Origin of the sequence: Pseudomonas sp. NPDC089554 (assembly GCF_050280645.1) — a bacterium.
GTDB lineage: Bacteria > Pseudomonadota > Gammaproteobacteria > Pseudomonadales > Pseudomonadaceae > Aquipseudomonas.
The window spans coordinates 39,874-53,173 of sequence record NZ_JBNNVR010000009.1 but is presented as its reverse complement, the minus strand read 5'-3'; the positions used below and the strand labels follow the sequence as shown (position 1 = coordinate 53,173).

The window sequence follows — 13,300 nt, the reverse complement described above, 5'->3', positions numbered from 1 at the left end:
CAGACATCGCCATGAACAACGAAAAATATTGCTGGCAGCAACTGCTGCTCCACTGGCTCTCGGCGGTGGTCATCCTCTGGGCCCTGGCCAGCGGTTTCGCTGTCTCGCTACTTGACGTAGACCTCGCCACTTTCGAGCAGGTCGCGCAGCTCAACGCCATAGTGGGCACCTTGTTCATCCCCGTGTTCCTCCTGCGTTGCTATTTCCGCATCGTTGGGCCAGCACCCAGAGACGCGAATGGCGAGGGCTGGAGGTCGGTCGTCGCTCACTTCACCCACCTGGGCCTGTATGGGTTGACCGCCGTGGTGCTGCTGTCGGGCATCCTGATGATGCACCGTGGCATTGACCTGGGATTGTTCATCCTCGAACCCCTGCTCAAGGACCATTTCTGGCTGCACCTGTGGTTCGACGTGCACGTGTTCAGCTGCGCTCTGCTGGCGGCCTTGGTCATGTTGCACGTGGCGGCTGTGATCAAGCATGAACTCTCCGGGCGGCGCATCCTGCAAAGGATGTGGCTTTGAACTGGGCCAGTTCTCGGCGCCACGCGGTCTGGGTGGCGCTACCTGCATTGATGGGGGCGTTCCTGCTTTGGCGGGAGGGACAGGCGCGGGCGCATTGGCAAGCGCCGCTGCCAATGCTGGGCTCGCCAGCCGCTGTCGACACGCAGGGCCCCCTGCCAGCCGCCACAATGGCGCTGGCGTTCGGCTTCCAGGCCGTTGATGCGAAGGCCTCCACTCGCTCTGACATCACCCTCAAGGCCAGTTTCGTTTCCAGCCTCGGTGAAGCGCGTGCGCTGATTTCCAATAACGCCAAGGACGCGATCTACCGCGTCGGCGACCGCCTGCCCGGCGGTGGCGTGGTGCGGCGTATCGAAGCGCGCGCAATCACGCTGTGGGTCGAGGGTCGGGAAGAAACCCTGGCCCTGGCAGGCGCCACCGGCACCTTGCTGCGACCGGTCGGCATGGATACGCCGCAGCAACCGGCCTCCACTTCTTCACTTCTTCTTTTGCGGAAACACCAATGACTATTCGGCGAATGCTGCGGCTGGCCTCGCTCAGCGCATCTCTTTCCTTGGCTTGCATGTTTGCCAATGCGCAGGACGAAGCCACCTGGCAAATGGCGATGAGCGATGCCGACGTGCGGGATGTGGTGCGCGAGGTCGGTGCAATCCTCGACCAGCCGATCATTCTCGACCCACGCGTGCAGGGCCGTATCACCGTGCTGTCCAACGAGCGGCTGGACCGCGAGGGCATTCGCCGGCTGTTCTACTCGGTGCTCAACGCCCATGGCTTCGCCGCCGTGAACGACGACGAGCGCCTGTTGGTATTGCCGGCCAGCGAGGCCAAGGCCTGGGCCAGCCAGCAGATGGACGCCATACCGGCGGCCTTCACCACCCGCGTGTTCAGCCTGCAGGGCAGCCTGGCCGCCGACCTGGCGGGGTTGCTGCGCCCGCTGGTGTCGAGCAATGGCTATATCGGCCCCTCCAGCTCGGCCAATGCCCTGGTGGTGACCGACTCGCAAGCCAACCTGGAGCGCCTGGCGACCCTGGTCGCGCAACTGGATAGCGGCCAGCGCCACGACTACGAAGTGGTGGTGCTGCGCCATGGCCAGGCCAGCGAGTTGCTGGCGGTGCTGGAAGCGGCGGCGGGTGGCCCGGAGAGTGGCGTACGGGTGCTTGCCGATACCCGCAGCAACCGGGTGCTGGTGCTCGGCCCCACCCAGTCCAGGCAGCGTCTGGCACAGCTGGTGCGCTCGCTGGATGTACCGACGCCGCAAGCCTCGCAGAACTGGCGGGTGGTGCGCCTACAGCACAGCAATGCCGAGCAGTTGGCCGAAGTGCTGGCGGAGGTTGGCGGGCGCCTGGATGGCAAGCCGACCACCGAGCGCAAGGGGCTCGACAGCCTGCCGGAGAAAGCTGCGGTGAAGGCGGATATCAATCAGAACGCCCTAGTGCTTCTGGGGGAGTCGGAAGTGCTGCGCGGCCTGGAGCAGATCATCCAGCAACTTGACCAGCCGCGTGCACAAGTGCTGATTCATGCCGCCATCGTCGAAGTCAGCGGCAATATCAACGAGGCCCTGGGCCTGCAATGGGGCGTCGACCGCGGCAGCCTCAGGGGTGGCATCACCTTCCCCGACAGCGGTGCCTCGCTGCCGGCGTTGCTGGGCGGTGAAGCGCTGCCGGCAGGCGCTGCGCTGGCGATCGGCTCCGACCGTTTCGCCGCGCTGGTCAGCGCCTTGGCCAGCAACACCCGCAGCAACCTGCTGTCCACGCCCAGCCTGGTGACCCTGGACAACCAGGAAGCGCAGATCCTGGTCGGGCAGAACGTGCCGTTCAAGTCCGGCAGCTATACCACGCCCGGCAGCGGCGCGGAAAACCCCTTCAACACCTACGAGCGACAGGACATCGGTATCAGCCTGAAGGTGCGTCCATACATCAACGAAGGGCGTAGCCTGCGTTTGGAGGTCGAGCAGGAAAGCTCGGAACTGGGTCCGCTCGCGGCAGAAGGCGGGCAGACCACCAACAAGCGCACCCTCAAGAGCACCATCCTCGCCGCCGATGGCGAGATCATCGTGATCGGCGGCCTGATCAAGGACAGCGTGCGTGCCGAACAGCGCAGCGTGCCGTTGCTCGGACGCCTGCCCTTGATCGGCGGACTGTTCCGCTGGCAGCGAGACATCGAGGAAAAAACCAACCTGATGGTGTTCCTGCGCCCGACCATCCTGCGCAGCCAGCAGCAACTGACCGAGGCTGGCCAGCGTGCCTACCGAGACGTTCGCGCCCCCGGTGCACCTTCAATGCCAGATAACGTGCGCGAACTGTTCGACAAGCCCGAACCTGATGCGGCGGGCGAGCGCCCATGAGCGAGCGTCTACCTTTCGCGTTTGCCAGGCGCCATGGCGTGCTGTTCGACCACCAGGCCGAGCCGCCCACCTTGCTGATGCGCGAAGACGCCTCGCTGGCATCGTTGTCCGAAGCCTGCCGCCTGGTCGGCAGCACCTGGCCGTTGCGTCACGTGGATGCCGAGGGCTTCGCCGAGCGCCTGGCCCGCTGCTATGGCAACGCCCAGGACGCTGCGCAGACTGTGGTGCAGGGCATCGACCAGCATCTGGACCTCGCGCGCCTGGCCGAAGAATTGCCGCAAACCAGCGACCTGCTCGACCAGCAGGACGACGCGCCGATCATCCGCCTGCTCAACGCCTTGCTCAGCGAAGCGGTCAGGTCGAGGGCCTCGGATATCCACCTGGAAACCTTCGAGCAGCAGTTGCGCGTGCGCATGCGCATCGACGGGGTGATGCGCGAAGTGCTGTCGCCGCCGCGGGCGCTGTCGGCCTTGCTGGTGTCGCGGATCAAGGTCATGGCCAAGCTGGACATCGCGCAGAAGCGCATCCCCCAGGATGGCCGCATCAGTCTGCGCCTGGCCGGGCACGAGGTGGACGTGCGTGTCTCGACCTTGCCCGCTGCCCACGACGAGCGGGTGGTGCTGCGCTTGCTGGACAAACAGGCAGTGCGCCTGGACGTGGAGCACATGCAGATGCAGCCGCGCACCCGGGAGGGCTTCCTGCAGCTGCTGGAAAAGCCCCATGGCATTTTCCTGGTCACCGGCCCCACCGGCTCGGGCAAGACCACCACGCTGTACACCGCGCTGTCGGTGCTGAACCAGGTTACGCGCAACATCCTTACCGTCGAAGACCCGATCGAGTACCACCTGCCCGGCATCGGCCAGACCCAGGTCAACGCCAAGGTCGACATGACCTTCGCCAGGGGCCTGCGGGCGATCCTGCGGCAAGACCCTGACGTGGTGATGGTGGGCGAGATCCGCGACCGGGAAACCGCCGAGATCGCCGTGCAGGCCTCGCTGACCGGCCACCTGGTGCTGTCGACCCTGCACACCAACAGTGCCCTGGGTGCCATCACCCGCTTGGCCGATATGGGCGTGGACACCTGCCTGCTGGCATCGTCGCTGTCGGGGGTAATGGCCCAGCGCCTGGTGCGCCAGTTATGCGCGCACTGCAAGGTCGCGGTCGAGGTGGACGCGGTCACCGCAGGCTTGCTCGGCCAGCCGCGCGAGTTGCCGGCGCAGGTTTATCGGGCACACGGCTGCGAGCACTGCCAGCATGGCTACAGTGGGCGCTTGGCGCTGCACGAACTGGTGCTGGTGACGCCGGAGCTGGCCGAGGCGATCCATGGGCGTGCTTCGCAAGCGCAGATGCTCGAGCGGGTGCGCCAGTCCACCCCAAGCCTGTTCGAGCACGGCGTGCAGCGCGTCTGTGAAGGGCAGACCAGCGTCGAGGAGCTGCTGCGCGTGGCGGGGCAGGAGTGAGCGGCATGCAGTTCAGGTACGACGCCCAGGACAGCCAGGGCGCACGCCAGCGCGGCACCCTCGAAGCCCCCAGCGCCCGACAGGCTCGGCAACATCTGCGTGAGCGCGGCTTGCAGGTGCTGTCGATTCGCCCGGTACGCTTGCGCTGGCCGAGCGGCTGGTTGCCCGGCAAGCGCCTGGGGGCAACCCAGCTGGCGATCGTCACTCGCCAGTTGGCAACCTTGCTGCATGCCAGCATGCCGTTGAGCGAAGCCCTGCAGGCGGTTGCCTCGCAGAGCGAGCAGCGCGAGGTCAGCCAGCTGATGCACGCGGTGAACGAGCGGGTGACCCAGGGGCACACCCTGGCCGATGCCCTGGGCCAGTTTCCCCAGGCTTTCCCCATGGTGTACCGGGCCACGGTGGCGGCGGCCGAACGCTCGGGCTACCTGCCGGATGTGTTCGAGCGCCTGGCCGACCATGGCGAGCGCCAGCAGGCGCTGCGCCAGAAGGTGCAGCTGGCGATGGTCTACCCGGTGATCCTGCTGCTGGTGTCGTTGCTGGTGGTGGGGTTCCTGCTGGGCTACGTGGTACCTGATGTGGTCCAGGCCTTTGCCCGCGACCAGGCGCAGCTGCCCTTCGCCACACAGCTGTTGATCGGCCTCAGCGAGTTCACCGGGCGTTTCGGCCTGCTCACTCTGGCGGCGTTGCTGGGCTGCGTGGCGGCGGCCCGCTGGGCGCTGCACCAGCCCACCCGGCGTGCACGTTGGGACGCGCTGGCCCTGCGCCTGCCGCTGCTGGGCGATTTCATCCGCGCCAGCGATGCCGCACGTTTCGTCGCCACGCTGGCCACCCTCGGGCGCAGCGGCGTGGCCCTGGTGGACGCCATGCACATCGGTACGGCGGTCACCAGCAACCTGGCCCTGCGCGAACGCCTGGTCAGTGCCGCCCAGGAGGTCGCCGAAGGCGCCAGCCTGGCCACCAGCCTGACCCATTGCGCGGCGCTGCCGCCCTTGACCTTGCACATGATCGCCAGTGGCGAACGGGCCGGCGAGCTGGAAGCCATGCTCGAGCGCGCCGCCGACCTGCAAGAAAAACACCTCGCCTCGCGCATCTCGCTGCTGGTCAGCCTGTGCGAGCCGCTGATGCTGCTGGTCATGGGCGGCATCGTGCTGTTCATCGTGCTGGCCATCCTGCTGCCGATCCTTAACCTCAACCAATTGGTTTCCTGAATATGCCCCCTCGTAACCCTCGCCGCCGCCAAGGCGGTTTCACCCTTATCGAAATCATGGTGGTGGTCATCATTCTGGGCGTGCTCGGCGGCCTGGTGCTGCCCAACGTCATGAGCCGCCCGGACCACGCCAAGGCCACTGCGGTGCGCACCGACCTGCAATCGATCTCCACCGCGCTGGAAATCTACCGCCTCGACAATGGCCGCTACCCCACCACTTCGCAGGGCCTGGAGGCGCTGGTGACGCGCCCGACGCAAGCACCGCTGCCACGCCTGTGGAACGCCCAGGGCTACCTCAAGAGCCTGCCTGTCGACCCTTGGGGCAGCTACTACCAGTACCTGAGCCCAGGCACACGCTCCAACCAGGGCTTCGACTTGTACTCCTTCGGCGCCGACGGCCAGCCCGGCGGCGAGGGTCTGGACGCCGATATCGGTAAATGGGCGCCATGACGCTGCGGCGCAGCCGTGGCTTCACCTTGCTGGAGCTGCTGCTGGTGCTGGCGGTGCTGGGGGTGGTGATCGGCATGGCCGGGCTGGCGCCAACGCGCAGTCCGCAGCGCCTGGCTGCGCAGGAGGCGCAGTTGTTCCTGCAATTCTTCGAGCATGTCCGTGAGCAGGCCACGTTGCAGGGGCAAACCCTGGGCATCCAGGTCGACGAGCACGGCTATCGCCTGGCTCGGCTGACCGAGCAGGGCTGGCGCGGGGGCGGCAAGCCACAGTCGAGCGAGTTGGCGTTGCACCTGCGCCTGGACGACACGCGGGCCTTGGACGGACCTGCCCAGCTGGTGCTGGCCGGCGACGAAGAGCATGTGCCGTTCACCTTGTACTTCAGCCAGGGCGACGAGGCCCTGGCCTGTGTGGTCAGCGATGGTCTCAATGCGCAACTCGGCTGCTGAACGGGGCTTCACCTTGCTGGAGGTGATGGTCGCGCTGGCGATCTTCGCGGTACTGGCCTCTGCGGCGAGCCTGGCCATGCAGCACGTGCTACAGCAGTCGCAGCAATTGCGTGACCGCTTGTACGCCAGCTGGGTGGCGGACAACCACCTCACTGAAATGCGCCTTCAGGCCACCCCTGGGCCGGGGCAGCGCACGCTCACGGTCGAGTTTGCCGAGCAGCGCTGGCACCTGGAGGAGCGACGCCGAACCGGGCCGGGTGTGCTGGAGGTAGAGGTGCGGGCCGCCCGTGCCGCAGACGGCCAGGTACTGCACCAGGCCAACGGCTGGTTGGAGCTGCCCGATGAACCGGACTGAGCCGCGCGACAAGCGCAGGCAGCGTGGCTTCACGTTGATCGAGCTGCTGCTGGCCGTGGCGATCTTCGCCTTGCTGGCCGCCGGCAGCACGCGGCTATTCGATGCGCTGGTGCGTACTGACCTGGCCCGGCAAGGCCAGGCCGCCGAAGTGCGAAGCCTGGCCAGGGCCATGGGCCTGTTGCAGCGCGATGCCCTGCAGGGGGTATTCCCCTCGACGCTGAAGAAGCACAACTATGCCCTGGCGTTACAGGGGCAGCGGTTGAGCTGGATCTCGAGCAATGGCCATGACAGCCGCCTGCAGCCACGTAGCGACTTGCGCCTGACCCAGTACTGGCTCGAAGACGGCGTACTGTGGCGCCAACGCGTCACCCTTTCGACGGGTGAGGGGCGTGCGCAACGCCTGCTCGAGGGCGTCACCAGCTTGCGCTGGCGGGTGTTCGTGCCTGGGCGTGGCTGGCAGGCTGACTGGCCCGGCGCAGCGACTGCCAAGGTACCTCCGGCGGCCATCGAGATCACCCTGTCTACCGAGCGGGTGCGGCAGGTTCGTCGCGTGCTGCCTCTGGCGGGGGCGGGCCTGTGAGGAGGGCGCGGCAACAGGGGCTGGCGCTGATCACCGTGCTGCTGATCATGGCGCTGGTGGTGATGCTGGTCGCCGGCATGTTGCGCAGCCATCAGTTGCTGATTGCCAGCGTATCGCAGCAGTCCGAGACCTCACGCGGCCTGCAAGTGCTGATGGCGGCGGAGCACCGCGCGCTGGGGTTGTTGCGTGAGCGGTTGGCGGAGGACATGCGGGTCATTCACGACGCGCAACCGTGGGCGCAACCCCAGCTGTTCAGCCTGGGCGACGTACGCCTGCGGGTGCAGGTCGAGGACCTGGCCGCGCGCTTCAACCTCGCTGCACTGACCCGCAGCCGCGAGCCCGACCCGGTGCTGTTCGCGCGCTGGCAGCGTTTGTGCGACGCGCTCGGTGTCGCGCCTCCTGACCTTGCAGCGCTGCACGGGCAACCCTTCTTCGACGTCAGCCAATTGAGGGAGCTGCCAGACGTCGATGCCAAGGTTCTGGAGCGCCTCAGGCCCTGGGTGACGGTGCTGCCTGTGCAAGCCGGGTTGAACATCAACACTGCCAATGGACAGGTACTTGCGGCACTGGAGGGCGTGACACCGGCTGCTGGCCGGCAATTGGTCGAGGCGCGCCCCAAGGATGGCCACGCCAGCGTACGGGAATTTCTCCAGGACCCGCTGCTTGGTGAGGTGGCATCGGCGCGCGGCCTGACGGTGGGCAGCCGCTGGTTCGGCGTGAATCTGCAGGCCGACCTGGAAGGGCAGCGCATGCATTTGTACAGCGAAGTAGAGATGGACTTCGACACGAAACGACTACGGGTGCTACGGCGCGCGTTTTCCACAGTACGACAGGCAGGTGTCGAATGAGTGAGTATGCAATCTACCTGGTGCCCGAAGGGGTGGGCACGGCGCAGGCAAGCTGGCCTGTGCGGGTTCGCCGACCCGACGGCTCGATGTATCGGTCTCGCCTGGATGACCTGGCGGCGCTGGCCGGGCACCACGTGGCCCTGGTGCTGCCGATGGAGCTGTTCGCCTATTGCCAGGCCGGCCCGCTGCCGGGGCGGCGGCCTGGCCGGGATGCCCTGGCGTTTGCCGTGGAAGAGCGGCTGGCCACCCCCCTCGAGGAACTTCACCTGGCCTTTGGCGCTGCGGACGAAAGCGGTTCGCGCCCGTGCCTGGCGATCGACCGGGCGTGCCTCGAGCAAGTGCTGGCGTGGGTCCGCGCGCAGGGCGTCGAGCCCCTGGCTGTGCTGGCCGATGCCGACCTGCTGTCATCGGCCGACCCTACCGCCTTGTGGCTGGAGGGGCGTTGGCTATTGGGTGGAAAGCACCGCCAGCGCCTGGCGCTCAGCCCGGCCGCAGCGCAGGTGCTGGCGGCCTCGATGCCCGAGGTGAGCTGGCTGGCTGAGCCTGGGCAGGCGTTGCAAGAGGGCAGCTACGAACCGGTGGCCGATGCGTTCGCCCTGCTCTGGGAGGGGCGGGTGCAGGCCATCGACCTGCGCCAGGGCATCTTCGCGCCGACGCGCGGCCTGTCTTTGCCCTGGCAAGGGTTGCTGGCGGGGTGCCTGCTGGCCGGGTTGTTGGTGTGCCTGGCCGATTACTGGCGTGCGGGGTGGTTGCAGCAGCAAGCCGCGCAATTGCATCAAGACAACGTGAACGCCTTCGAGCGCTGGGCGCCGGGCCAACCACCGCGTGACGACCTGGCTCGCCAGGTTAGCGAGTTGGTGCAACGCCCACAGCCAGCCACCTCGATGCAGCGTCTGGCGCTGCTCAGCGAGCCGCTGGTGGAAAGCGGTGGCCTGTGGATCGAACGGGCCGAACGCACGGCCAGCCACGGTTGGCGGGTCGAGGTGGTCGCCCGGGGCTTCGACGACCTGGAACGGTTGCGCGAACGCCTGCCCGGCGTGCAGGTGGGGCAGGCGCAGCAGCAGGAGGCGCAGCGGGTCAGCGCGACATTGGTGTGGGAGTCAGGGCAATGATGGCAGGCATGGGTGATCGGTTGCAGCAGGCGTGGCGGCAGATTCCGCCGGCCCGCCGCGTGGCGTTCAAGGCGGCGGCCTGGGGCTTGGCGCTGGTCGTGGTCTGGCAGGGGCTATGGCTGCCGGGCCAGCAACACCTGGCGCTGGCTGAGGCGCGGTTGCATCAGCAGCGAGTGCTGGCCCAGCACTTGCTGCGCCTGTCGGGCACCCCGGCAGCGGTGCAACAGGCTGGCCCCCCCTTGACCGCAGCGCGCCTGAGCGAGCGGGCGCAAGCCGCGGGCCTGGCCACCGTCGACCTGCACAGCAACGGCCAGCAGTTGACGATGACCGTGCAGGGGGCCCCGCAAACCGTGATGGGCTGGCTCCAGGCCTTGGAGCGGGAGGGCGCCGACTTGAGCGAAATACGCTTGCAGGCGGCCGACGACCAGTTGCAGGCACGTATCGGCCGTATGCTCGATGATGGGTGATTGCCATTAAGCTTGGCTTCAGCCGACGCGGTTAGCCTGTATCCATCGAAACCCATACAGGAACTGCCCCATGAAAGCCCGCTACCTCGCCCTGATCCTCGCGCCGCTGTTCAGCACCGCTGCCCTGGCCTCCAGCTACACCGGCCCAGGCGCCCAGCCGGTGACCACCGTCGCCGCCGCCAATGACGCGGCCGACGACACCCCGGTGGTGCTGCAAGGCTTCGTGACCAAGAAGATCGATAACGACGACAAGTACGAGTTCAAGGACAACACCGACAGCATCACCGTCGAGATCGACAACGAAGACCTGCCGCCGACTCCGTTCGACGACAAGACCAAGGTCAAGCTGACCGGCGAGGTGGAGAAGCACCTGATGAGCCGTGAAGTGGATGTGGATATCGTCGAAATCATCAAGTGATCCGACGGCCCTTCGCGGGGTTTCCCGCGAAGGGTGCTTCAGGCGGTCTTGGCAGGCAACCGACTCAACTTCAACGCCACCGCCAACGCCACTGCCAGCAGGGCGCCGATAAACAGCCCGATGCCATTCCACCCCGCGTAGTGCCAGAACACCCCGCCCGCCGTCCCGGCGATGCTCGACCCCACGTAGTAGCAGAACAGGTACAGCGACGACGCCTGCCCCTTGGCCTTCAAGGCGCGGCGGCCGATCCAGCTGCTCGCCACCGAGTGCGCGCCGAAGAAGCCGAAGGTGAACACCAGCATGCCAACGATCACCATCGCCAGTGGACTGGCCAAGGTCATCAGCATGCCGCCTGCCATCACCACGATGCTTGCCCAGAACACCTTGCGCCGCCCCAGTCGGTCGGCCAGCGCGCCCACCTGGGCGGAACTGTAGATCCCCGACAGGTACACCACCGACAGCAGCCCCACCAGCGCCTGGTTCATGTGGTAGGGCTCGGCCAGCAGGCGGTAGCCGATGTAGTTGAACAGGGTGACGAACGCGCCCATCAGCAAGAAGGCCTCGAGGAACAGCCAGGGCAGACCGGCGTCCTTGAAGTGCGTGGTGAACCCCTCCAGCAGGCTGCGCGGGTTGAGGGCCTGGCTGCGGAAATTGCGCGACTCGGGCAGCACCCTCCAGAACACTACCGCTGCCAGCAGCGCCAGGCCACCCATGACCAGCATCGCCGTGTGCCAGCTGACGAAGTCGATCAGCACGCCGAGGATCAGCCGTCCACTCATGCCGCCAATGGCGTTGCCGCCAATGTACAACCCCATGGCCAGGCCGATGTGCTGCGGGTGGATCTCCTCGCTCAGGTAGGTCATCGCCACCGCCGCCAGGCCGCTCAGCGACAGGCCCACCAAGGCGCGGGTGGCCAGCAGCAGTTCCCAGCTGGGCATCATTGCACTGGCCATGGTCGACAGCGCGGCGCACAGCAACGCGAAGACCATCACCGGCTTGCGCCCGATGCGGTCGGAAATCGGCCCGGTGATCAGCAGCCCGATGGCCAGCATGCCGGTGGATACCGACAGCACCAGGCTGCTCTGCGCGGCATTGATCGAGAACTCCTGCGACAGCAGCGGCATCATCGGCTGCACGCAATACAGCAAAGCGAAGGTGGCGAAGCCGCCGCTGAACAGCGCCAGTACGGTCTTCATGAAGGCAGGGGTGCCTTTCTCGATCCATATGTCGTTCAGGGGTGCAGGCTCGGGGTCGATGGGCAGGCGGGCTACAGCGGATTTCACAGCGAGTACCTCAAGGCACGGAGGGCCGGTGATGCAATTGAGAAAAAGCATATAGCTGGCTAATGATTAGATCCAATATATTGTTCGACCTATTTAAGACGTTCAGCGACTCATTTGGAGCCGATCATGGAACTGCGTCACCTGCGCTATTTCATCGCCGTGGCCGAAGAACTGCACTTCGGTCGCGCCGCCCAGCAACTGGGCATTTCCCAACCGCCCTTGAGCCAGCAGATCCAGGCCCTGGAGCAGGAACTGGGCGCTCGCCTGTTCGAGCGCACCAACCGGCGGGTCGAGCTGAGCGAGGCTGGGCGCCTGTTTCTGGATGAAGCGCGCCAGGTGCTGGCCCAGGTCGACAAGGCCGCCGATGTGGCGCGTCGCGCGCAGTTGGGCGAGCTGGGCGAAATGAAGATCGGCTTCACCTCTTCGGCACCTTTTACCTCGCGTATCCCCCAGGCGATCCACGCCTTCCGCCAGCGTTTCCCGTCGGTGCACCTGCACCTGAAGGAAATGAGCAGCCGCGAGGTGGTGGAAGGGGTGTTCGACGAGTCCATCGAGGTTGGCCTGATGCGCCCGCTGTCGGTGCCCGAGGGGCTGGTGGTCAGCGAGCTGTTCCGCGAGCCGCTGGTGGCGGTGCTCAACGCCTCGCACCCGCTGGCGCTGGGTAGCGAAGCGGGCGTGCACATGGCGGCGCTGGCGCACGAGCCGTTCGTGTTCTTTCCGCGCAGCTATGGCAGCGGCCTGCATGCGCAGTTGATGAGCCTGGCCGGCAAGGCAGGGTTCAGCCCGCATTTCGCCCAGGAGGCGGGCGAGGCGCTGACCATCATCGGCTTGGTGTCGGCGGGGCTGGGGGTGTCGGTGTTGCCGGCGTCGTTCCAGCGCATACGCATTGACGGCGTGGTCTATCGCACGCTGCTGGACGAAGGCGCCGACACTGCCGTGTGGCTGGTGCAGCGCGAGGGGGCGGGCTCGGCGATGGCCAGGGCCTTCGCCGAGCTGCTCGGCGGGGTCAGTCCACCTGGGCCAGGTCGCCGCGCAGCGCCACCGACGTGATCAGCGTGCCGGCGCGGCACTGGAATTTCTCGGTGTCCTTGTACAGGTTGCGCTGGTCGACGCTGGCGATGTTCACCACGGCATTGGCGTCGGCCTTGCGCGCGGCGTTCTGCAGGGTCGCCAGGGCCGATTGCAGCGCCCAGTAGCAGGCGTCGACGTCGCTCTTGTTGCTGCCGTTGGTCTTACGGCTGCTGCTCACCGGGTTCAGGGTGCGAGTGGAGGCGGGCAGGGCTTCGCCGGCCAGGTAGAACTTCACGCTGCCGTCGAGCACGCCGGCCTGGGTGGCGCGCTTGACCCCTTCGCTAAAGCTCAGGTAGGTGGGGGCGTCCACGCCCTGGTTGACGAAGCCCTTGCTGTTCAGCTGCTCGACGTAGGGGTCGAACGACAGCTCCTTGAGGATGTTGTCGCGCAGGCGGTTGACCCAGCGGTTGTAGTTGCCGTGGATCTTGCCGTCGTCGTAGTCCAGGCCCCAGCTGCTGCGGTAGACCACCTGGAACTCGGTGGGGCTGTAGGGAATGTCGACCTCGGCGTGGTGGCGGCCCCGCACGGTGATCTCGGCCTTGACCATGCCCGGGCGCACCGACTGCACGATCCACTGGCGGTCGTTCAGGGCGGTGACGATGGCGCGTTTCATCTGGTCGTCGGTGAAGTTGAGGTTGCCGGAGAACTGCTCCTTGGCGTTGTAGACGGGCTTGCTGGTGCAGCCGGCGAACAGCAGTGCCATGGCCAGCACGGCGAGGATACGGTGGAACCGAGTCATTC

Annotated in this window: 16 protein-coding genes; 14 read left to right on the top strand and 2 right to left on the bottom strand. The window is 66.6% G+C overall.

The features are described 5' to 3' along the window. The first annotated feature begins 11 nt into the window (after nt 1–11). The 13 genes from ACQKPE_RS04860 to ACQKPE_RS04800 all read left to right on the top strand — a co-directional run bounded on the left by ACQKPE_RS04860 (nt 12) and on the right by ACQKPE_RS04800 (nt 10,205). Nucleotides 12–521, top strand: a complete 510-nt coding sequence (locus ACQKPE_RS04860; RefSeq protein ID WP_427663697.1) for a cytochrome b — start codon at nt 12–14, stop codon at nt 519–521. Further along, nucleotides 518–1,024 (top strand): type II secretion system protein N, encoded by a 507-nt coding sequence (locus ACQKPE_RS04855; protein ID WP_427663696.1) that lies wholly within the window; start codon nt 518–520, stop codon nt 1,022–1,024. The genes ACQKPE_RS04860 and ACQKPE_RS04855 overlap by 4 nt, the downstream gene beginning before the upstream one ends. Next, nucleotides 1,021–2,862: a type II secretion system secretin GspD gene (gspD, locus tag ACQKPE_RS04850; protein ID WP_427663694.1), complete on the top strand. Its 1,842-nt coding sequence runs from the start codon at nt 1,021–1,023 to the stop codon at nt 2,860–2,862. The genes ACQKPE_RS04855 and gspD overlap by 4 nt, the downstream gene beginning before the upstream one ends. Then, complete coding sequence (gene gspE, locus ACQKPE_RS04845) at nt 2,859–4,322, top strand: type II secretion system ATPase GspE (RefSeq protein WP_427663692.1); 1,464 nt, start codon at nt 2,859–2,861, stop codon at nt 4,320–4,322. Before gspD ends, gspE begins: the two co-directional genes overlap by 4 nt. A 5-nt stretch (nt 4,323–4,327) precedes the next feature. Next, entirely contained in the window at nt 4,328–5,530 is a 1,203-nt protein-coding gene (gene gspF / locus ACQKPE_RS04840; protein WP_427663690.1) for a type II secretion system inner membrane protein GspF, read from the top strand. 2 nt (nt 5,531–5,532) lie between these two features. Beyond that, entirely contained in the window at nt 5,533–5,979 is a 447-nt protein-coding gene (gene gspG / locus ACQKPE_RS04835) for a type II secretion system major pseudopilin GspG (RefSeq protein ID WP_427663688.1), read from the top strand. Continuing rightward, nucleotides 5,967–6,425 (top strand): prepilin-type N-terminal cleavage/methylation domain-containing protein, encoded by a 459-nt coding sequence (locus ACQKPE_RS04830; RefSeq protein WP_427663686.1) that lies wholly within the window; start codon nt 5,967–5,969, stop codon nt 6,423–6,425. Before gspG ends, ACQKPE_RS04830 begins: the two co-directional genes overlap by 13 nt. Further along, nucleotides 6,406–6,780 (top strand): type II secretion system minor pseudopilin GspI, encoded by a 375-nt coding sequence (gspI, locus tag ACQKPE_RS04825; protein ID WP_427663684.1) that lies wholly within the window; start codon nt 6,406–6,408, stop codon nt 6,778–6,780. Before ACQKPE_RS04830 ends, gspI begins: the two co-directional genes overlap by 20 nt. Then, complete coding sequence (gspJ, locus tag ACQKPE_RS04820; RefSeq protein WP_427663682.1) at nt 6,767–7,360, top strand: type II secretion system minor pseudopilin GspJ; 594 nt, start codon at nt 6,767–6,769, stop codon at nt 7,358–7,360. Before gspI ends, gspJ begins: the two co-directional genes overlap by 14 nt. Further along, nucleotides 7,357–8,208, top strand: a complete 852-nt coding sequence (locus ACQKPE_RS04815) for a general secretion pathway protein GspK (RefSeq protein WP_427663680.1) — start codon at nt 7,357–7,359, stop codon at nt 8,206–8,208. The genes gspJ and ACQKPE_RS04815 overlap by 4 nt, the downstream gene beginning before the upstream one ends. Further along, nucleotides 8,205–9,320 (top strand): type II secretion system protein GspL, encoded by a 1,116-nt coding sequence (gene gspL / locus ACQKPE_RS04810; protein ID WP_427663679.1) that lies wholly within the window; start codon nt 8,205–8,207, stop codon nt 9,318–9,320. Before ACQKPE_RS04815 ends, gspL begins: the two co-directional genes overlap by 4 nt. Before the next feature lie 8 nt (nt 9,321–9,328). Continuing rightward, nucleotides 9,329–9,787 carry a type II secretion system protein GspM gene (gene gspM / locus ACQKPE_RS04805; protein ID WP_427663677.1) on the top strand — a complete coding sequence of 153 codons (459 nt, stop codon included), beginning with the start codon at nt 9,329–9,331 and terminating at the stop codon, nt 9,785–9,787. Between the two features lie 70 nt (nt 9,788–9,857). Then, on the top strand, nt 9,858–10,205 hold the full coding sequence (locus ACQKPE_RS04800; RefSeq protein ID WP_427663675.1) for a YgiW/YdeI family stress tolerance OB fold protein: 348 nt from the start codon (nt 9,858–9,860) through the stop codon (nt 10,203–10,205). Nucleotides 10,206–10,243: 38 nt separating this feature from the next. On the opposite strand, the gene ACQKPE_RS04795 is transcribed toward ACQKPE_RS04800, so the two are convergent. Then, nucleotides 10,244–11,488 (bottom strand): MFS transporter, encoded by a 1,245-nt coding sequence (locus ACQKPE_RS04795; protein WP_427663673.1) that lies wholly within the window; start codon nt 11,486–11,488, stop codon nt 10,244–10,246. 126 nt (nt 11,489–11,614) lie between these two features. Here ACQKPE_RS04795 and ACQKPE_RS04790 point away from each other — a divergent pair, with 126 nt between their 5' ends. Next, nucleotides 11,615–12,538 (top strand): LysR substrate-binding domain-containing protein, encoded by a 924-nt coding sequence (locus tag ACQKPE_RS04790; protein WP_427663671.1) that lies wholly within the window; start codon nt 11,615–11,617, stop codon nt 12,536–12,538. On the opposite strand, the gene ACQKPE_RS04785 is transcribed toward ACQKPE_RS04790, so the two are convergent. Beyond that, nucleotides 12,495–13,298, bottom strand: a complete 804-nt coding sequence (locus tag ACQKPE_RS04785) for a hypothetical protein (protein ID WP_427663670.1) — start codon at nt 13,296–13,298, stop codon at nt 12,495–12,497. The two genes, ACQKPE_RS04790 and ACQKPE_RS04785, sit on opposite strands and share 44 nt — an antisense overlap. Nucleotides 13,299–13,300: the final 2 nt, after the last annotated feature.